Origin of the sequence: Klebsiella grimontii (assembly GCF_900200035.1) — a bacterium.
Lineage (GTDB): Bacteria > Pseudomonadota > Gammaproteobacteria > Enterobacterales > Enterobacteriaceae > Klebsiella > Klebsiella grimontii.
On record NZ_FZTC01000003.1, the window covers coordinates 20,518 to 39,270 of the forward strand.

Consider the following 18,753-nt stretch of genomic DNA (forward strand, 5'->3'; position numbering starts at 1 on the left):
ACTCCGTGATGGGTTGCCGATTGCGTAAAATACCGCCGATTCTACCTGACAGCCAAAGCGGAAGGCATCAATAATCGCCCCGTTGCAGAAAAAGTTCAGGCCTGATAACCGTTTAACATCAGGTTATCAGGCCGATAAATGAATGACCGTCACCGCACGGATGCCGGTCAGCGGGATTAATGCAGTTCCGGCCAGTACGCTTTATTGGCCGCGATCAGATCATCAAGAATCGCTTTGGCAACCGATGCGCTCGGCACGGTTTTCGACAGCGCGATGGCCTGCCACAGCTTATGGTAAGAGCGCTGTTCCCAGGCATCCACCACCAGTTTTTCCACCGCCACCTGCTGGCTCATCATCCCTTTCTGGAAGTGAGGAATGTCGCCGACCGTCAGCGGCTCCGGTCCGTTGTGGCCCACCAGGCACGGAATTTCGACCATCGCATCGGCGTCAAAGTTATGAATCGCGCCGTTGTTCGGCACAATCAGCAGCATCCGTTCCTGGGTATTAAAGGCAATCGCCGCCGCCAGATCGACGATGTAGGAAGCGTGTTCGTCAATTTCCAGATCGCCGGCGGAGGATTTGCCCGCCGCAATAATCGCCCGGCAGGAGCTAAAGACGTTTTTCTCACGATGATCCATCACCTCATTGGCGCGGGTGCGTTCCGGATTGGAGTGCGCCACGACGTAGTCCGGGAACAGGTAGTACTTGAGGTAAGTATTCGGCATCGTATCCGGGTCCAGCGCCTGTACGTCTTTCGCCTTGGCGAAAGTGTCGTTCCAGCTGGCTTCGGTGTGCGGGTCGTTTGACGGCGGAACATAACCGTATTTCGCCACATATTCGCGCAGTTTCGGCATCAAATCGTTACCCTGCAGATCTTCAATCGAGGTCCACCAGCCGAAGTGGTTCAGCCCGTAGTAGCGCACGCGCATCTGCTTACGGTCCTTAAGGCCGACGATTTGCGCCATCCGTCCTTCGATACCGATCGGCATATCGCAGATGTTGAGAATTTTAGCGTTCGGACGCAGGCGACGGGTCGCTTCCGCCACAATGGCCGCCGGATTGGAGTAGTTCAGCATCCAGGCGTTCGGCGAATATTTTTCCATATAGTCCACCAGCTCCAGGACGCCGCCGATGGAGCGCATACCGTAGGCGATCCCGCCAGGGCCACAGGTTTCCTGGCCCAGCACGCCGTGGCGCAGCGGGATTTTTTCATCTTTTTCACGCATCGGGTATTTGCCCACACGGATATGCGCCATCACGAAATCAACGTCGGTAAAGGCCGCCTGCGGGTCGGTGGTGTAGCTGAACGCGATCTCCGGCGCCTGCTCTTTAAGGATCACCTTGCACGCCTCGGCGATGGTCTCCTGACGCGCGCCGTCGTTGTCGTAAAATTTCAGCGCCCGCAGCGGGAAGCGATCCTGGTTCGCTAACAGCATCAGCACGATGCCCGGGGTAAAGGTACTGCCGCCGCCTGCGATAACAACTGAGAATTTTTTCATGATACTGCCTCCGTCATGGTGGTTTGTTCGGTCTGTAGAGAATCTTTCATCAGGGTTTCGAGCTGGTCGCGGACCTGGGGAACGTGCAGGCCGACGATGACCTGAATCCCGTTGCCGCGGCGGACTACGCCGTGGGCGCCCAGCGCTTTAAAAACGTCGTCGCTTTGGGTCTTCGCCATATCGACCAGCGCGATGCGCAGTCGGGTGGCGCAGTTATTGATGCTTTCGATATTGCCCGCTCCGCCCAGCGCCTGCAGGAAGCCGGCGGCCTGGCCCAGTTTGGTGTCCGCTGCCCCGGCGGCGCTAGTTTTACCGCGCGCGGCCTGGTAATCCGCTTTGCTGTAGAGCTTAATTTCGCTCTCTTCACGGCCAGGCGTTTTCAGGTTCAGGCGCAGAATCAACGTGCGGAAGATGACGAAGTAGAGTGCGGTGAAGCACACGCCAACGCCGATCTGGATAAACATCATCGACGCGTGGTTGTGGAACATCGGGATCCAGTTTTGCGGCAGGAACTGGTCCAGCAGGCCGCCGCCGAAGTTGCCTACCACGCCGCAGATATACATCACCGTTGCCATAGTGGCCGCCAGTACCGCATGGACGGCAAACAGCAGCGGCGAAATAAACAGGAAGGTGAACTCTAACGGCTCGGTGATACCTACCAGCATGGCGGTCAGCGTGGCGGGGATCAGCAGCCCGGCAACTTTGACGCGATTTTCCGGCGCGGCGGTAAAGTAGAGCGCCAGCGCAATCCCCACCGAACCAAAGACCTTCGAGTTACCGTGCAGCGCGAATCCGCCTTCCGGGAACAGGGTTTTCAGCGCCTCGGTGCTCTGGCTGAACGCCTGTAAATGCTGCGCCCAGTAAACCTGAATCCCCCCTTCCACCACCGCCGGGCCGAAGATAAACGGGCCATAGACGAAATGGTGTAACCCGGTCGGGATCAGAATGCGCTCAAGGAAAATGTATACCCAGACGCCCAGCGCGCCGGCCGAGCGTAAAAAGGCCTGCAGCGATTCAATACCCATCTGCACCTTTGGCCAGCCCAGCAGGGTCAGCCAGGCGCAGGGGATCATTGCCAGGAAGGCAACAATCACCACAAACGAGGAGCCCTGGAAAATCCCCAGAAACACCGGCAGCGGCTTATCGAAATAGCGGTTATGCAGGGCGGTCACCAGCCCGGAAATGACGATCGCGCCAATAATGCTGGTATCAAGCGTTTTAATCCCGGCCATCATAGTCAGGCCGCTGCCTGCCGTTGGCTCAACGGAAAAGTCGACGCCGAAGAAGTGGCCCCAGGTCATCCCCATCGCGTTAATAAAGTAGTTCCAGGTGAGGAAGCTAACCAGCACCGCCAGGCAGGCACGGCCCTGGGCCTGTTTCGCCAGGCCGATCGGTAGACCGACGGCGAAAATCAGCGGCATATTACGAAAGACGGTCCAGCCGCCCTCTTCAATAATGTGAACGATCTGAGCAAATAAACTGTCGGGTGCTGTGAGCGCTTCGCCGACGAACATCGGGTTGCGCAACATAATGGCGATACCCACCACGATCCCGGCGAAAGGAAAGAGTAAAACCGGGGTAAACATGGCGCCGCCAAAGCGTTGTATTTGACTGAGCATTTGATAATCCTCATGTAACAACTCATAGGGTGAGTGGCCTTATTCATACCCGCCATGCTTCACCTGCCGCGGTGAATTATTCAGGGTAACTATTTGTACTGGCCTGAGATGAGAATAGAAATTTGCCCCTCCAACAACATGCGGCGCCGTTGCGATTCGTGATCGCTTTCATGGTTTTAATTACGCCAATGTTGTCTACTTTTTAATTAAAAATTAGACATGATGAATTGCGCTGTTTAAGGCGCTATAACGAATAGTCTTTATTCACATGTATTTACTGTATTTTTATAGTGAATAATTCATGCTCAATCGTTTTCAACTGAGTGAATAGAGGTCTACTGGTGATCTACAAATCCATCGCCGACAGATTGCGTCTGCGGCTGAATTCCTCCGATTTCGAGGTCGGCAGCCCGCTTCCTGGGGAAAAAAAACTAGCGGAAGAGTTTGGCGTCGCGCGCATGACCATCCGCAAGGCGATAGATCTGCTGGTCGCCTGGGGGCTGGTGGTGCGTCGGCACGGCTCCGGCACCTATGTCGCCCGTAAAGACCTGCATCATGAAACCACCAATCTGACCGGGCTGGCCGAAGTGCTGCGCAAGCAGGGTAAAGAGGTGATCAGCCGGGTATTGGTTTTCGAGGTCATGCCCGCCCCTCCGGCTATCGCCAGCCTGCTGCGGATACAAATTGATGAACGGATCTACTTCTCGCGCCGGGTGCGCTATGTCGATGGCAAGCCGCTCATGCTCGAAGACAGCTATATGCCGGTAAAGCTGTTTCGCAATCTGTCGCTGGCGCATCTGGAGGGATCGAAGTTCGATTACATCGAGAAGGAGTGCGGGTTAACCATCAGCGGTAACTATGAAACGCTGTCGCCGGTGCTGGCGGACAGGCAGCTGGCGCAGTCGATGAACGTGCCGGAACAGACGCCGCTGCTGCGTATTACCTCTCTTTCCTACAGCGACAGCGGCGAGTTTCTTAACTATTCGGTGATGTTCCGTAACGCCAGCGTCTATCAGGTGGACTACCACCTGCGGCGCGTCCGCGCGGAGAATCCGTTAACCTATCCCCCAGAACAGCACCGCCAGTAGCTGCGGCGTGATAATACGTAAGAACATGACCAGGGGATAAACCGTCGCGTATGAAAGGGCCGCCGCGCCGCTGGTGGCATGCAGGTTGTTGGCAAAAGCCAGCGCCGGAGGGTCGGTCATTGAACCGGCCAGCATGCCGCACAGGGTCAGGTAGTTCATCTTCGCCAACATGCGCGCCAGAATACCGACCGCCAGCAGCGGGATCGCGGTGATAAAAATGCCGTAGACAATCCAGCTCATACCATCGCCTTCAATCAGCGTCGCCACAAAGTCGCCGCCGGATTTCAGCCCAACCACCGCCAGGAACAGCACAATACCCAGCTCGCGTAGCGCGAGGTTGGCGCTGGGCGGCATAAACCAGTACAGCTTACCGATGCTGCCGATACGCCCGAGGATCAGCGCCATAATCAGCGGCCCTCCGGCCAGACCCAGCTTCAGCGCCGCCGGGAACCCCGGAATAAACAGCGGAATAGAGCCCAGCAGCACGCCTAAGCCAATGCCGATAAATACCGGCAGCATCTGCACCTGCTGCAGTTTTTGCTGGGCGTTGCCAAGCTCGGCGGCCACCGCGTCAATCGCCTCCGGACGGCCGACCAGGTTGAGAATATCACCGAACTGCAGGCTGGCATGGCTGCTGGCCACCAGTTCAACCCCGGCGCGATTGAGGCGCGAGATCACCACGTCATAGCGCTGTTTAAAGTGCAGATCGCGAATCCTTTTACCTAACACTTTTTCGTTGGTGACCACCACGCGCTCGACTTTCAGATCGGTACCGCGCGTGGAGAGCGAAGTGGAAACTTCCTTGCCAATCACCAGTTGGGCATTGTGCAAATCCTCCGGCCGCCCGACCAGATGCAGCAGGTCCCCAAGCTGAATCAGGGTATTTGGCGCGGGCACCATCAGCATCTCCTCACGCTTGAGGCGCGAGCAGATCAGCTTGTCGCTGTTGAGCATCGGCACATCCTGAATCGCCATATTGTTCAGGTTCGGGTTTTCGACCCGCACGTTGATGGTCTGAAGATGCGCATGGCCGTTGCCGCTGATCTCGTCAAACTGCTGGGCCTCTTTCTCGACGTTAATGCGGAAAAACAGTCGCACCAGCCACATGGTCAGCAAAATGCCGCAGATGCCGAATGGATAGGCCATGGCGTAGCTCATCCCCATCTGATCGACGGTATCAAGCGGTACGCCAAGGTCGCGCAGGATCTGCTGTCCGGCCCCCAGCGCAGGCGTGTTGGTTACCGCGCCGGAGAAGATACCGAGCACCACGGGAAGAGGGATATCGAACAGTTTATGCAGGACCGCGGTGACCAGGCCGCCGAGAATGACGATCAGAATAGCGAAGAGGTTCAGCCGCAGGCCGGAGACGCGCAGCGAGGCGAAGAAGCCCGGCCCGACCTGGATACCTATGGTATACACAAAGAGAATCAGGCCGAATTCCTGAATAAAGTGCAGCATTGGGCTGCTGAGCGTAATGCCCGCCTGGTCCACAAAGTGGCCGACGATGATGCCGCCAAACAGCACGCCCCCGATACCGAAGCCGACGCCGCGCACTTTTACATTGCCGATCCACAATCCAACGACCGCCACCAGCGCCAATACGCTAACGGTCAATGCTATATCACTCATCGTCTCTTCCCTGTGAATAACATTACGAATAAAGAGGATTATGACCGGTAGCGACCAGGCTGTATGCCGCCTGGCGCACAATAATCACGGGATCGGGTTCGCTATTCAGGCACGCCTTTATTTTTCGCCGCAATTTTCAGCTGCTGAATACTTTTCTCCGGGGAAGGGAGCGCTTCAGGCATCGTACCGCCAGATCGTTAATCGTCTGACGCAGTTTTTGGCCAGCTGCTTCGTATCGACCTCATCCCGGCGCAGTTTTTCTTCCGTTTGGGTAGCGCGGAAAAGGTTGGCTGCAAGCTCAGTAGACCCCATATGGTCGAGAATTTTTTGGCTTTTCTTTAGCCCTTTACGCTCATGAATCGCTTGTTGATCCAGACCACCGTAGAGGCCTTTATAGCCATGGTTCTGGAAAATAGCGAAATCCAGCGTTGTCTGTACGCCCGCTAGCTGGGCCGTTTCAACAAGGTGTTTATTATGTTCTTTCAGCTCATTGCGCAAAAATAGCCGCTTCTCATCCTCTCGTAGAGATTTAAAGGTTTGATCGTCCTTCAGTTCCTAACGCCGGGTTTGCAACGCAAAGTAGGTTTGCCCCGCGGCAATGACCGGTTTCGACGGATCGCCATTTTGCACAACCAGATAGCAGGCGTCGCGGGATAGATGAATGTCTTCAAGATTCCTGCTGGAACCGGAACCCAATTCGACCATTTTGTTGGACTCAACAAAATGGTCTGAGGGTAGCTGACCGCTCGCCTCACATGAAATTATCGCTTTTGAGATTACCTTTTGAAAATTTCTCCACTCTTTATAGTCCAGTAATGGCCAAGGTTTCGGGCAGACCAATATTCTCTCCCCGCCTCATCTCTATTTTTGATCGCTTCGAATGGCTGCTGTTCGTTCATTACAGATCCTTTGTTTCAGTGAGCCTATAAAATCTGATTATTTTTTAAACTGAAACATCCGTTGCAGCAAGGGGATTTAATGCGCTCCCGCGCACAAAAAAGCCCCGAAAATCGGGGCCTTATGAGTGGTTCGCTTAATTAGCTATCTAACGCGGGGCGCTCGCTGATGGCGATGCGCTGCGGGGCGATCTGTTCCGGCTCGTTGCGGGTCAGATCGATATGCAGCAGGCCGTTGGTAAAGGTAGCCCCGGAGACTTCCATATTTTCGGCGAGCGTGAAGCTCAGGCTAAACGCCTGGTTAACCAGCCCCTGGTGTAGCCATTTGGTCTCTTTTTCCGGCTGCTGCGGCGCGCCTTTTACCGTCAGGCGCGTGCCTTCAAGCTGGATATCCAAATCTTCCTGACGGAAACCGGCCAGCGCAAGGGTAATGCGATAGTGGTTATCGTCGCTTTTTTCGATGTTATAAGGCGGGAAGGTCTGGCTTTCACCGGCGGTTTGCAGCGCGTTGGCCAGTTTGTCAAAACCGATCCATTGACGCAGCAGCGGGGATAAATCGTAGTTACGCATTGTGTTTCTCCTTCTAAGAAGCGAGTGGTTAGCTGCAAATCCTGCGGATTCGCATTTGCCCCCTGACGGCAGGCAGATTTTTGCATTAATACCGGGCCGCGTTGGCGGCCCAAGGAAATTAGTTGATCTCGATACGGCGCGGTTTATTCGCTTCGGGAATCACTCGCTCGAGGTCGATATACAGCAGGCCGTTTACCAGGTTGGCGCCGCGAATATGGATATTTTCCGCCAGCTGGAATTTACGCTCAAAATTGCGTTCAGCGATGCCCTGATAGAGGTAAGTACGCTCTTTCTGTTCGGCGGCATGGGCGCCTTTCACGATAAGCAGATTATCCTGAGCGGTAATTTCCAGTTCGCTCTCGGCAAAACCGGCCACCGCAATCGCGATGCGGTAGTTGTTCTCGTCTACTAACTCAACGTTGTACGGAGGGTAGCCGCCATTACTCTGGCTTTGATTATTTTCTAACAGATTGAAAAGGCGGTCGAAACCAATAGCAGAACGATACAGCGGGGAGAGATCGAAATTACGCATAATACATAGCTCCTGAAATCAGCGAGAATTATCTGACCTTCCATCATGGACAGGTCGTTATTAAGCGGAATACCCATTCGGCGTATTCTCTGAGTGACACATTCCTAAAATGGGTATATCCATGCCCTTTTCAAGGTGAAGAGGGCAATTTTTTTTGCAGTTTGCGGTCTATTGCTTAGACTGGAGTGACAGCACAAAAGGCAAAGTGCGACGCCTGCCACAGTGCGGCGCAATCGCACTATGCATCCATGGAATGGCCCGATATAACCGATATGTACGCCATTCTTCAGACCGCGTCTTTACCGGCGGCGCTCTGAAATTTTTGTACATTGAAGGTTCTATCAACGCCCGTAACGATGACGGAAAAATGATGAAAAACGGTCTGTTAAAGCTGGTCCTGTTTAGCGGGATGATAAGTTTAGGCGGTTGCTCCAGCGTGATGTCACATACCGGCGGTAAGGAAGGAACCTATCCGGGAACGCGCGCCAGCGCGCAAATGCTGGGAGATAGCGATGCCAACTGGGGAACGAAATCCCTTGTGGCGCTGGATATGCCCCTTACGGCGGTAATGGACACGCTGCTGCTGCCGTGGGATATGTTCCGCACCGACAGCTCGGTCAAATCGCGCGTTGAAAAGAGCGAGAAAGAGACGCTGGCGACCAACTCCGTGATCCCGCCAGCGCGGATGACTAATCAGTAATTTAGCGCCCCGTTGCGGTTACCCATAGCTGGCGGTAACCGTCTACCTCCTCCATCCAGGCAAGCTGTTTGCCGTCTGGCGAAAAGACGATCGCATCGGCCGATGGCGGATTGGCATGTTCGTCGGTCAAAAAGAGGATGTCCCCGCTCAGCGCATCACAAAGCGCGATTCGGTTTTCCAGCACAAAGCCCAGCCATTTCCCCGACGGATGCCAGTTAAACGCCGACTGGATATCAGAGCGGTTGTGGGTCAGCTGCCGCAGCCCATCACCCTGCGACGAGATAAGCCACATTTGCGCCACCCCGGCATCGTCGCGCAGCAGAAAAGCCATCTCCGTTGCCTGCGGGTTGGCCCGCACCCAATGTCGCGGCGTATTCACCAGCCCCGGGTAACGACGTTCATGGGTAAACGTTAAGCGGCGCTGGACCACGCCGGCGGGGGGAGCCGGCATCGTGGCGTCCGTTCCAGCAAGCGGCGCATCGCCAGACTGCTTCCAGCCCTGCTCGCTCTGCGGCAGCTCGACAATAAACAGCTCCGGCACTTTGTCGCCGTTTATCGCTCGCGTATCGCCAATAAACGCCAGCGCCCGGTCACCGACCCAGCCCTCTTCATAGGCGCGATTAATCTCGTCGCTGCCCGGCGCGGGGGACGACGTTGTGCGGCTGACCAGCACGCACCAGTGGCTGCCGCCGTATTGCCGTGGATGATCCCCACGGGGTATTACCGGGCCATAGGGAACCGCCACGCCAACGTTGCGTAAATCCAGCGCCGGATCGCGTTCATGCAGCACGTGGTCGTTATAGGTAAAACTGACGAGCTCGCCGTTCGGGCTGAAAACATGTACATGGCTGCCGCCGCGCAGCGCGCCAGGGGTATAGGGCGGAGTGATATCCATCGCATCAAGGTTGCGCGTTTCCCCCTGATACGTCACCACGCCGCGGCGATGGTGAAAATCGTAATGCCAGCGCTTATCCGGGTTTTCCGGACCGTGGATGAAGACATATTTATCTACCGATGGATGAACGGTCACCACGCCAACGTACGCGCCTTGTCCGGCACGGTAGAGGATCTCAACCTCTCCCGTCTCGACATTCACCCGCTCGATCGTTTCGCCGGTAAAAGAGGCGCCAGAGGGACGAACGTCAAAAACCAGCCACCGGCTGTCCGCCGTCCAGGTGTGGGTGTTGGTAAGCTGATGATGGCGGGGAGCAAAAGTGACTTGTTTCATGGGAGATAAACTCTGAAGCCTAAGTTGCGCTTCAGAGTAGTTGATCCGCCAAAAAATGACTATGGTTCAAGCGCGGGAACAGGCGTAACCAAAGTCTTATTTTTTGCCCATCCCGACACGTTTTCAAGAACTAACCTGGACATAGCCTCCCTGGTACTCCAGGTCGCGCTTGCCATATGTGGCGTGACCACCACGTTCGCGCGGCGCAGGAGCGCCTGCGGCACTTCTGGCTCCTGGCTAAAAACATCCAATCCTGCTCCGGCGATAATTCCTTGTTCGAGGGCTTTTATCAGAGCAAATTCATCAACAACGCTGCCGCGAGAAATGTTGATTAAAATGCCGCTCGCGCCCAGAGCCGAGAGTACCCGTTCATCAATAAGCGCCTGGTTTTCCGCACTTCCTGGCGTACATATCACTAAAAAATCTGTTTGTGACGCCAGTGTTGAAATATCCTCAATCCACGGATAATCCAGCCCCGGTATTGCTTTCCGATCGCTATAAGCAATCTGCATCGCAAACCCTTCGCAGCGTCGGGCTATTGCCTGCCCAATTCTCCCCATCCCAACGATCCCAACACGCGAGCCCGAGACCTTACGCGTCCACTGAAAGCCCCCCTGACGCCAGCCTCCCGCCTCAATAAACTTCTGTGCAGAAACGATTTGTCGCGATGTCGCCAACATCAGCCCCATCGCTAAATCAGCAACATCATCCGTTAATACGCCCGGCGTATGGCTGACAGCCACACGATGATCTGCCGCAGCACGAACATCAACCCCATCATAACCCACGCCAAACACAGCAATAAGCTCCAGAGAGGGTAGGCTGGAAATCAGCTGGCGCGTTACGGTGGCCTCACCATTGGTGATCATAATAGTGAATTGTTCAGCCAGGACTGCCAACTCTTCGCGTGTAAGCGCCTCATATTCATAAACTTCATACAGACTGTTCAGCTCCGCCGTAAGTTGGTCAGGCAATGATGCTTGCTTTAATATTTTCAGTTTCATACTTATCTATTCGCTTATAAGGAAGAGTGGGCAGAGTGCTTTAAGGAGGTATCTTTACCAGTACGCGAAACGGCTATACCGATAATTCCTCCTAATACCAGTGCGATAGCAACAATAAGCAGGCCGTAGTGATAGCTATGGGTCACATCTTTAATCTTGCCTAAAACAGGAGGCAGGCCTAAGCCAACAAAATTCGCGATAGTGTTAATAAAAGCAATTGAGGCTGCTGCTGCAACGCCAGCAAGCTTTTCAGTGGTGACCGCCCAAAAAACGGGGGTCAGAGCAAAGTTGAACCCAACGGTAAGCACCAGCAGGATATAAGAGATCAGTAGGTTATCTGAATAGATAGCCACCCCCAGCGATACGCCGGCAAGAATCAATGGTAACCCCATATGCAACGATCGCTCTTTGGTGAGATCGGAATGCCGGCCGTTAAGATACATAAATAAGCAGGCAAAAATAAACGGCACCGCGGATAGTAAGCTAATAACAAAATTGCTTTGCTCGCTGGCGATGCTTTTTAGAATCAAAGGTAAAAACAAGGTAATACCAATAGAACCGAAAGCTTGTAAAAACCACACCAAACTTAATAAGAGCACAACTTTATTTTTCAAAGCGCTCAGCCACGAATGATTTTTATTGACCATTACATTTCGATTATCTTCCTCTAATTGTGATACTAACCATTCTTTTTCTGAACCCGTTAACCAGTGTGCTTTTTCAGGACTCGATGGCAGCAACCATAAAACCATCACACCAAGGATAATAGCCGGGATTCCTTCTATCGCAAATAACCAACGCCAACCAGCGATATCAGCAATACCGTGCATATTCAAAATAAACCCGGATATTGGTAAACCAATAATTGATGCCAGAACCGACCCCATATAAAAGAATGACATAGCGCGAGCTCGATTACTTTTAGGGAACCAGCAGGAAATATAATAAATAATCCCGGGGGTAAACCCAGCCTCTGCCATTCCCAACAAAAAGCGCATCACATAGAGCTGCGTTGGGGTATGTACCAGCGACATTCCTGCGCTTACAATACCCCAGGTTATCATTATTCTCGCAATCCAAATACGGGCACCTATGCGGGTCATAATAACATTGCTGGGAATTTCAAAAATAATATAGGAGATATAGAACATCCCCACCCCGAGACCATACATGCTGGCTGTCAGACCTAAATCCGCATTCATTTGTAAGGCCGCAATAGAAATATTGGTTTTATCAAGGTTTGCAACAAAATAGCAAATAATCACAAAAGGTATTATTTTGCTATTGAGTTTTTTTAGTGTAGATGTATAGAGTTCAATGCTCATAAATTATTACCTCATCATCCTGCCTTCAGCAGTAAGAATCCCTCTGACAGAAGGCAGAGATTGATATTGAGAAACTAATGAACTAATTAAGATACTACCATTCAGCAACAACACCGTCTTCCAGACGCCACAATGGATTACGCCAGTCCGGCGCGTTCTGACTTAATTCCATAACCCACGCTTCATCTATTTCTACGCCAAGTCCGGGCTTCATTAATGGTTTAAAGAAACCGCCTTCCATATTGAAGTCCTCTTTATTTTTCACAAAGTCGAGTAATTCCGCGCCCTTGTTATAGTGAATACCCATACTTTGCTCCTGGAAGACAGCGTTATAAGAGACAAAATCGACGTGCAGGCAGGCGGCAAGCGCAATGGGTCCCAGCGGACAGTGCGGCGCCAGCGCCACGTCGTAGGCTTCGGCCATTCCGGCGATTTTATAGCACTCGGTAATACCGCCGGCATGCGACAGGTCGGGTTGCAGAATAGCCAGCCCACCGGCTTCCAGCACGCGCTTAAACTCGAAGCGCGAGAACATACGTTCGCCCGCCGCAATAGGAATCGAGGTTTGCGCCGCCAGCCGGGGATAATATTCTGCCTGCTCGGCAAGCACCGGCTCTTCAATAAACAGCGGACGATACTGTTCCAGCTCTTTAATGAGTACTTTCGCCATCGGCGCGCTAACGCGGCCGTGGAAATCGAGGCCGAACTCAATTTCATTGCCGAACGCTTCGCGAATTTGCGCGACGGTATTCACCGCCGCATCCACCGCGCGAGAGTTATCGATAAGCCCCAGCTCTTCGCAGCCGTTGAGTTTAAAGGTGTCAAAACCAATACCGCGCAACTTCTTGATGCCATCAATCACCTCTGCCGGACGGTCGCCGCCAACCCAGCTGTAGGCTTTGATTTTGTCGCGCACCAGGCCGCCCATCAGCTGCCAGACCGGCGCGTTCAGCACTTTGCCTTTAATATCCCACAGCGCCTGATCGATACCGGCGATGGCGCTCATTAAAATCGGACCGCCGCGGTAAAAGCCCGCGCGGTACATCACCTGCCACAGGTCGTTAATCCGCGCCGGATCCTGGCCTATCAAATAATCGCCGAGCTCATGCACCGCCGCCTCTACGGTGCGCGCGCGCCCTTCAATCACGGGCTCGCCCCAGCCAACCACGCCTTCGTCGGTGTCAATTTTTAAAAACATCCAGCGCGGGGGTAAACGATACGTGGTGAGTTTAGTTATTTTCATTGCACTGCCTCTCGATACGCTTTAACAAATGCTGCCGCCTGCCGTTGGGTACGCTCTACGGATTGGCCGGCGCGATAAAGATCGCTGCCCAGCCCGGCGCCGGTACAGCCTGCTTTTATCCACTGCGCCAGATTTTCCGGCGTCACGCCGCCCACCGCAAAAACGGGAACCTCCGGCGGCAAAACGGCTTTTAACGCTTTGATGTAGTCAGGGCCAAAAGCCGAAGAAGGGAAGACTTTCAACGCCTGAGCCCCGGCGTCCAGCGCGGCGAACGCTTCCGTCGCCGTCGCGCATCCCGGACAAACCGTCATGCCGTAGCTCACCGCACGACGAATGACCTCGGGCTGAATATTGGGCGTGACGATAAGCCTGCAGCCCATTTGGGCAAGCTGGTCCACCCGTTCTGTATTAAGCACGGTGCCTGCGCCAATCAGGGCTTTATCGCCATAAGCCTCAACAACGGCGGGAATACTCTTTTCCCACTGCGGTGAGTTGAGCGGAATTTCAACGGCGTCAAATCCGGCGTCAATCACCGCCCCCACATGCGCCAGCGCCTCTTCCGGCGTAATCCCGCGCAGGATAGCGATAAGCGGTAAGTTAGTTTGCCACTGCATGGATGATGCTCCTTACTCCTGTCTGAAATGCGTTATCACCTGACACCACGGTGGTCTGACGGCCAATGGCGCTCAGGGCCTGCTGATAGCGGTTCGCCAGCGCCTCGCCGCCGACAATGGTGACCTGCGGGTCGCGAAAGCGTTCGCTCAGGGTGGCGACTTCCGCGCCAATCAGCAGCCCCGACAGAAACTCGCCGACCTGCTCGCGCGGCAGCGACCCCAGCACGTGCGAAGCGCGCACCTCAAAAAGCCGCGGCAGGATGTCTGGCGAATGCAGGCCGCGCTCAAGCCCGGCGTTAAACGCGCCGGGAGCGGAGACCTGCTCCGGTAACCCGGCGCCGACCAGCGAGTGGCGCAGCAGCAGATAATGCAGTTCGCCGGTCATCACCGTGCGAAAGTCGTTAATTTGTTGGCGGTCGGCCTGCACCCATTTGCAGTGGGTGCCGGGCATCACGTAGACGGAAGAAGGGGCAATCATCCGCGCGCCGAGGAGCTGAGTCTCTTCGCCGCGCATCACATTCTGGTTAGCGTCGCGGGAGACGCTCAGCCCGGGAATAATCCAGACTTTGTCGCCAACGGACGTCAATTGTTGGCCAATGGCGGAGAAATCAACGGGAACGGGCAAATAGGGCGCCACCTTCCAGCCGACGTTGCTACCGACCATTCCTGCCAACACCGCCGGGGTCGCGCCGTCGCGCCAGCCCCGGGTTATTTCGCTAAACACCGCCGCGGGGGATTCTCCGTTCAAACGCGTGACGCCTGCTGCCGATTGCCTGCTCTCCAGGCACTGGTCGTCCTGATAAAGCCAGGCGCGCAGGTTGGTCGATCCCCAGTCAATTGCGATGTAGCGAGATGTCATGTGATTTCCTTTAACCTTCGTGTCGAGCTGGCGATCATGGTGAGCGCCGCCTGCTCCGCCGCTTCGCTGTCCTGATGCCGGATGGCGTCAAACAGCGCCTTATGTTCCTGGAGCGTTTTCGGCATGTTGGCCTCATCGCCCATCCAGGTCCTTTCAAATACCGCCCGCTGTAGCGAACTGATCGCCACGTTGAGCTGTTGCAGAACCGGGTTATGCACCGACTGCAGCACCGCCTCGTGATAGCGAATATCCGCTTCGTTAAACGCCTCCCTGTCCTGGTTGTTGGCGATCATGTCGTTGAGCGCTTCTTCTATTTGCGCCAGGTCGCTCGACGTCGCGCGCTCGGCCGCCCAGCGGGCAATCGCGGGTTCAACCAGGTTACGTACCTCGCTCATCGCGCTAATCAGCCGCGGGTCGTAATCGCTCTCCAGCACCCACTGTAAAACGTCGGTGTCGAGATAATTCCACTGGTTACGCGGCGCAACGAACGCGCCGCGATAGCGCTTCATTTCAATCAGCCGCTTAGCCATCAACGAACGGAACACTTCGCGAATGATATTGCGCGAGGTGGCAAACTCCTCACACAGGTCGGCTTCCGCGGGCAGCGCAGAGCCGGGAACGTATTTGCCGCTGACAATCTGCTTGCCCAGCGTGATGACGATGCGATCGGTTTTATTGAGAGTCATGGAGAGTCCTTGTGCTCTGGATATCTCCCTCTACTTTACCGCGACCGGCGGATTTAACCGCAACTTTGTAGTACTAACGTGATACCACTCGTCATCGCCATGGACACAATGTAGTACAACACAAACATGTTGTACTACAATTTAGATCACAAAAACGACAATCCGGTTTGGGGATTTTGCGGTGGGGTAAACTCAGCGCATAAAAAAACCCGCGATAAACGCGGGTTTTTCAGAAAGAGATCTTTAGTTTAAGACATACTTTTCAATAGCATATGCCACACCGTCTTCCAGGTTGGATTTGGTGATAAAGTTTGCCGCTTCTTTGACGGCCGGAATCGCGTTGTCCATCGCCACGCCGACGCCAGCGTATTCAATCATCGCAATGTCGTTTTCCTGATCGCCAATCGCCATCACCTCTTCCGCTTTGATACCCAACGCATCGGCCAGCGATTTCACGCCGGTGCCTTTGGTGACACGTTTATCAAGAATTTCAAGGAAGTACGGCGCGCTTTTCAGCACGGTGTATTTCTCTTTCACTTCAGCCGGAATGCGGGCGATAGCCTTGTCCAGAATCGCCGGCTCATCGATCATCATCACTTTCAGCAGTTGGATATTCGGATCCATCTTTTCGGCTTCGCAGAAAACCAGCGGGATCGTCGCCACATAGGATTCATGTACCGTGTAATAGCTCACATCGCGGTTCGCGGTGTACAGAGTGTTGCGATCGAGCGCGTGGAAGTGGGAGCCGACATCGCGGGCCAGCTGTTCCAGATAGCGGTAGTCGTCGTAGCCCAGCGCGGTCTGCGCAACGGTACTGCCGTCGCTCGCCTTCTGCACTAAAGCGCCGTTATAGGTGATGCAGTAATCTCCTGGCTGCTCCATATGCAGTTCTTTCAGATAGCTGTGCACGCCAGCGTAAGGGCGGCCGGTGGTCAGTACCACGTTGACGCCGCGTTCACGGGCTGCGGCAATCGCAGTTTTCACCGCAGGAGAGATAGTATGGTCAGGCAGCAGCAGCGTGCCGTCCATATCGATTGCAATCAGTTTAATAGCCATGAAATCCCCGGGTAAGATGAGTCCTTACTCATGCTAACGCGATTAAGCCCACAAAAATAGAGCTACATTGCACAGCAGAATCCCCCCTTTTAGGCAAAACCCGGGGACGAGATATTACTCGCGGGTGAGGACAATTTTACCAAACGCGCCGCGATCGAGGTGTTCTAGCGCCTGTTCAAGCTGGTTAAAGCGGTAACGGTGCTCGATCACAGGTTTCAACCCGGTCACGTCAACGGCGCGAACGAAATCTTCCAGCGCACGACGGTGCCCGACGCCAATCCCCTGAATCACGGGGGATTTCAGCAACAGTTCGCCCGCGGACAGCGAGATTTCACTGCCGGCCAGCACGCCGATGACCGAAATACGCCCATGAACCGCCACGGCGCGCAGGGAATGCCTCAGGTTCTCCCCACCAACGGTTTCAATAATATGGTCAATGCCGCGATCGTTTGTCAGTTCGTATATCCCTTCAGCCCAGTCGCCTTTAAGCCGGTTGATGCCATAATCGGCGCCGAGTTGTTTGGCCCGCGCCAGTTTTTCATCGCTTCCCGACGTGACAAAAACCTCCGCCCCCTGCGCTTTGGCAATTTGCAAAGCGAATATCGCCACACCGCCCGTGCCCTGCACCAGCACCGATTGTCCGGCGCGCAAATGACCGCGCTCCACCAGCGCGAACCATGCGGTAAGCCCGGCGCAGGGTAAGGTGCTGGCCTCTGCGTCATCCAGGGTTTCCGGGGCGGCCACCAGCCCGTTTTCATTCACAATCACGTACTCAGCCAGCATCCCCTGAAAGTAACCGCCGGTCGTTTTATAGGGCAAAGTGCGGGCGTCCGCTGTTGGCCTACCGTCGATCCACTCAGGGAAAAAGGTCGAGATGACGCGAGCGCCGGGTTTAAAACGCGTGACGCCCTCTCCCGTACTTTCCACCACGCCTGCCATATCGGATGCCGGGGTAAACGGGAAGGAAAGCGCGATCGGCATGGAGCCTTCGATAACCATTTTATCGCGGTAGTTGAGCGCAACGGCATTCACCCGTACGCGGACTTCTCCTGGCCCTGGCTGCGGCACGGGCGCCTGGGTGAGTTTGAGATTCTCGCGCCCGAGGGCGTTCATCGACCAGCGCTGCATTGTCTCTGTCATTTTTTTCTCCTGGCATCAAATAAGCTTCAGTATCGACAGTCTACCGTTGACTCAGCGTCACCAGTGGCGATAACTTTTCCCACTATTGACGCCAGAAAAGAAACAATCTATGTCCAATACGCTGAAGGATATTCCGGTTTTTGTAGCCGCCGTTGAGGCGGGCAGTTTTGCGCAGGCCGCAATCCGTTTACATTTGTCGCGCTCGGCGGTGGGAAAGAGCATCGCTCGCCTTGAGGAACGACTGGGGGTACGTCTGTTTCAACGTACGACCCGCAGCCAAAGCCTGACCGACAACGGCGCCCTTTTTTATGAACGTTGCCTGCGGGCGCTGGAGGAAATTCGGGGCGCAGAATCGCTGCTGGAAACGGGCAAACAGCAGGTCAGCGGCCGCCTGCGCGTTGCCATGCCGGTGCTGTTTGGTCGCCAGTGCGTCGCCCCGCTGCTGATCGCGCTGGCGCAGGAACATCCAGGCCTTGAGCTGGAGATGTCATTCAGCGACCGGGTCGTGGATCTCGTCGAGGAAGGGTTTGATATGGCGGTACGTAACGGCACGCTTCAGGACAGCAGCGTTCTGGTCGCCAGAAGGCTGGGAGAACACCGCATGGTACTGTGCGCCGCGCCGGATTATCTGCAGAAGAAGGGTACCCCGCAAAGCGTTGATGATTTGCCCCATCATGCGGCCATTAACTATCTGCAGGCAGGCAGAGTGCTATCCTGGCAGCTGATGGATAACGAAGGTGCCTCGCATACCTTTACACCCCATTCATCGCTCAATATGGATGATTTGCAGGCGATCTGCGACGCTGCGCTGGCCGGACACGGCATTGCATGGCTGCCCTGCTGGATGGTCAGCAAAGACATTCATGAGGGAAAACTCGTCCCGCTGTTAAAGCAGGCGCCGGATGTGCGCTTCGACATTCACGCGGTCTGGCAACAGACGCCGCATCTACCGCTGAGGGTGCGAATTGCCGTCGATACGCTCGCCAGCCGTTTACCGTCCGCGATGTCGCTGGATATGCCTGCGCCCATAAAAAAGCCGCGCTAAACGCGCGGCCTGAGTCTGGC

Annotated in this window: 17 protein-coding genes, 1 pseudogene and 1 other annotated feature; of the genes and pseudogenes, 3 read left to right on the forward strand and 15 right to left on the reverse strand. The window is 54.9% G+C overall.

Annotated features, from left to right (window positions below; translation table 11 throughout):
- Positions 1–176 precede the first annotated feature (176 nt).
- Complete coding sequence (locus KOSB73_RS00980) at positions 177–1,499, reverse strand: 6-phospho-alpha-glucosidase (RefSeq protein WP_049087034.1); 1,323 nt, start codon at positions 1,497–1,499, stop codon at positions 177–179.
- A complete protein-coding gene (locus tag KOSB73_RS00985; RefSeq protein ID WP_004871802.1) occupies positions 1,496–3,118 on the reverse strand; it encodes an alpha-glucoside-specific PTS transporter subunit IIBC in 1,623 nt (540 codons plus the stop codon). The genes KOSB73_RS00980 and KOSB73_RS00985 overlap by 4 nt, the downstream gene beginning before the upstream one ends.
- A gap of 341 nt (positions 3,119–3,459) precedes the next feature.
- Here KOSB73_RS00985 and KOSB73_RS00990 point away from each other — a divergent pair, with 341 nt between their 5' ends.
- Entirely contained in the window at positions 3,460–4,206 is a 747-nt protein-coding gene (locus tag KOSB73_RS00990) for a GntR family transcriptional regulator (protein WP_004871803.1), read from the forward strand.
- Here KOSB73_RS00990 and KOSB73_RS00995 read toward each other — a convergent pair.
- The 4 genes and pseudogenes from KOSB73_RS00995 to ibpA form a co-directional block, all read right to left on the reverse strand.
- Positions 4,174–5,835 carry a putative transporter gene (locus KOSB73_RS00995; RefSeq protein WP_004126911.1) on the reverse strand — a complete coding sequence of 554 codons (1,662 nt, stop codon included), beginning with the start codon at positions 5,833–5,835 and terminating at the stop codon, positions 4,174–4,176. The genes KOSB73_RS00990 and KOSB73_RS00995 overlap by 33 nt on opposite strands.
- Positions 5,836–5,936: 101 nt before the next feature.
- Positions 5,937–6,734 (reverse strand): annotated as a pseudogene (dinD, locus tag KOSB73_RS01000) (DNA damage-inducible protein D).
- A gap of 138 nt (positions 6,735–6,872) precedes the next feature.
- Positions 6,873–7,301, reverse strand: a complete 429-nt coding sequence (gene ibpB, locus KOSB73_RS01005; protein ID WP_004126915.1) for a small heat shock chaperone IbpB — start codon at positions 7,299–7,301, stop codon at positions 6,873–6,875.
- Positions 7,302–7,419: 118 nt separating this feature from the next.
- Complete coding sequence (gene ibpA / locus KOSB73_RS01010) at positions 7,420–7,833, reverse strand: small heat shock chaperone IbpA (protein WP_004126917.1); 414 nt, start codon at positions 7,831–7,833, stop codon at positions 7,420–7,422.
- Positions 7,827–7,902, reverse strand: a sequence feature (ROSE (Repression Of Heat Shock gene Expression) occurs in the 5'-region of heat shock genes and acts as an RNA thermometer to modulate expression.). (Overlaps the previous gene by 7 nt.)
- A 298-nt stretch (positions 7,903–8,200) precedes the next feature.
- On the opposite strand from ibpA, the gene KOSB73_RS01015 reads away from it, so the two are divergent.
- Entirely contained in the window at positions 8,201–8,533 is a 333-nt protein-coding gene (locus tag KOSB73_RS01015) for a YceK/YidQ family lipoprotein (protein WP_004871809.1), read from the forward strand.
- A 1-nt stretch (position 8,534) separates the two neighbouring features.
- On the opposite strand, the gene KOSB73_RS01020 is transcribed toward KOSB73_RS01015, so the two are convergent.
- From KOSB73_RS01020 to KOSB73_RS01060, 9 genes are all read right to left on the reverse strand, one after another.
- Positions 8,535–9,761, reverse strand: coding sequence for a YidR family protein (locus tag KOSB73_RS01020; RefSeq protein WP_049087036.1), 1,227 nt, complete (start codon positions 9,759–9,761; stop codon positions 8,535–8,537).
- Between the two features lie 59 nt (positions 9,762–9,820).
- The gene (locus tag KOSB73_RS01025) at positions 9,821–10,765 is read right to left on the reverse strand and encodes a 2-hydroxyacid dehydrogenase (RefSeq protein WP_004871811.1); all 945 of its coding nucleotides are present in this window, start codon (positions 10,763–10,765) and stop codon (positions 9,821–9,823) included.
- 14 nt (positions 10,766–10,779) lie between these two features.
- A complete protein-coding gene (locus KOSB73_RS01030) occupies positions 10,780–12,090 on the reverse strand; it encodes an MFS transporter (protein WP_004871812.1) in 1,311 nt (436 codons plus the stop codon).
- Between the two features lie 94 nt (positions 12,091–12,184).
- Positions 12,185–13,333: a galactonate dehydratase gene (gene dgoD, locus KOSB73_RS01035; RefSeq protein WP_098140173.1), complete on the reverse strand. Its 1,149-nt coding sequence runs from the start codon at positions 13,331–13,333 to the stop codon at positions 12,185–12,187.
- Positions 13,330–13,947 carry a 2-dehydro-3-deoxy-6-phosphogalactonate aldolase gene (locus tag KOSB73_RS01040; protein ID WP_004871815.1) on the reverse strand — a complete coding sequence of 206 codons (618 nt, stop codon included), beginning with the start codon at positions 13,945–13,947 and terminating at the stop codon, positions 13,330–13,332. Before KOSB73_RS01040 ends, dgoD begins: the two co-directional genes overlap by 4 nt.
- Complete coding sequence (locus KOSB73_RS01045) at positions 13,931–14,806, reverse strand: 2-dehydro-3-deoxygalactonokinase (protein ID WP_024360551.1); 876 nt, start codon at positions 14,804–14,806, stop codon at positions 13,931–13,933. Before KOSB73_RS01045 ends, KOSB73_RS01040 begins: the two co-directional genes overlap by 17 nt.
- Positions 14,803–15,492, reverse strand: a complete 690-nt coding sequence (gene dgoR, locus KOSB73_RS01050; protein ID WP_004126932.1) for a D-galactonate utilization transcriptional regulator DgoR — start codon at positions 15,490–15,492, stop codon at positions 14,803–14,805. Before dgoR ends, KOSB73_RS01045 begins: the two co-directional genes overlap by 4 nt.
- Positions 15,493–15,735: 243 nt before the next feature.
- Positions 15,736–16,548, reverse strand: coding sequence for a sugar-phosphatase (yidA, locus tag KOSB73_RS01055; RefSeq protein ID WP_004871821.1), 813 nt, complete (start codon positions 16,546–16,548; stop codon positions 15,736–15,738).
- A gap of 114 nt (positions 16,549–16,662) precedes the next feature.
- The gene (locus KOSB73_RS01060; protein WP_024360550.1) at positions 16,663–17,688 is read right to left on the reverse strand and encodes a zinc-dependent alcohol dehydrogenase family protein; all 1,026 of its coding nucleotides are present in this window, start codon (positions 17,686–17,688) and stop codon (positions 16,663–16,665) included.
- Positions 17,689–17,797: 109 nt separating this feature from the next.
- Between KOSB73_RS01060 and KOSB73_RS01065 the strand changes: the two genes are divergently transcribed.
- Positions 17,798–18,733, forward strand: a complete 936-nt coding sequence (locus KOSB73_RS01065; protein WP_024360549.1) for a LysR family transcriptional regulator — start codon at positions 17,798–17,800, stop codon at positions 18,731–18,733.
- The last annotated feature ends 20 nt before the right edge of the window (positions 18,734–18,753 follow it).

Bases quoted from the DNA above. Each gene is read 5' to 3' on its own strand.
- ibpA (WP_004126917.1), bottom strand. From the start codon at position 7,833: ATGCGTAATTTCGATCTCTCCCCGCTGTATCGTTCTGCTATTGGTTTC.
- KOSB73_RS01020 (WP_049087036.1), bottom strand. From the start codon at position 9,761: ATGAAACAAGTCACTTTTGCTCCCCGCCATCATCAGCTTACCAACACC.
- KOSB73_RS01025 (WP_004871811.1), bottom strand. From the start codon at position 10,765: ATGAAACTGAAAATATTAAAGCAAGCATCATTGCCTGACCAACTTACG.
- KOSB73_RS00980 (WP_049087034.1), bottom strand. From the start codon at position 1,499: ATGAAAAAATTCTCAGTTGTTATCGCAGGCGGCGGCAGTACCTTTACC.
- KOSB73_RS01065 (WP_024360549.1), top strand. From the start codon at position 17,798: ATGTCCAATACGCTGAAGGATATTCCGGTTTTTGTAGCCGCCGTTGAG.
- KOSB73_RS01015 (WP_004871809.1), top strand. From the start codon at position 8,201: ATGATGAAAAACGGTCTGTTAAAGCTGGTCCTGTTTAGCGGGATGATA.
- KOSB73_RS00985 (WP_004871802.1), bottom strand. From the start codon at position 3,118: ATGCTCAGTCAAATACAACGCTTTGGCGGCGCCATGTTTACCCCGGTT.
- KOSB73_RS00995 (WP_004126911.1), bottom strand. From the start codon at position 5,835: ATGAGTGATATAGCATTGACCGTTAGCGTATTGGCGCTGGTGGCGGTC.
- ibpB (WP_004126915.1), bottom strand. From the start codon at position 7,301: ATGCGTAACTACGATTTATCCCCGCTGCTGCGTCAATGGATCGGTTTT.
- KOSB73_RS01045 (WP_024360551.1), bottom strand. From the start codon at position 14,806: ATGACATCTCGCTACATCGCAATTGACTGGGGATCGACCAACCTGCGC.
- KOSB73_RS01040 (WP_004871815.1), bottom strand. From the start codon at position 13,947: ATGCAGTGGCAAACTAACTTACCGCTTATCGCTATCCTGCGCGGGATT.
- dgoR (WP_004126932.1), bottom strand. From the start codon at position 15,492: ATGACTCTCAATAAAACCGATCGCATCGTCATCACGCTGGGCAAGCAG.
- yidA (WP_004871821.1), bottom strand. From the start codon at position 16,548: ATGGCTATTAAACTGATTGCAATCGATATGGACGGCACGCTGCTGCTG.
- dgoD (WP_098140173.1), bottom strand. From the start codon at position 13,333: ATGAAAATAACTAAACTCACCACGTATCGTTTACCCCCGCGCTGGATG.
- KOSB73_RS01030 (WP_004871812.1), bottom strand. From the start codon at position 12,090: ATGAGCATTGAACTCTATACATCTACACTAAAAAAACTCAATAGCAAA.
- KOSB73_RS01060 (WP_024360550.1), bottom strand. From the start codon at position 17,688: ATGACAGAGACAATGCAGCGCTGGTCGATGAACGCCCTCGGGCGCGAG.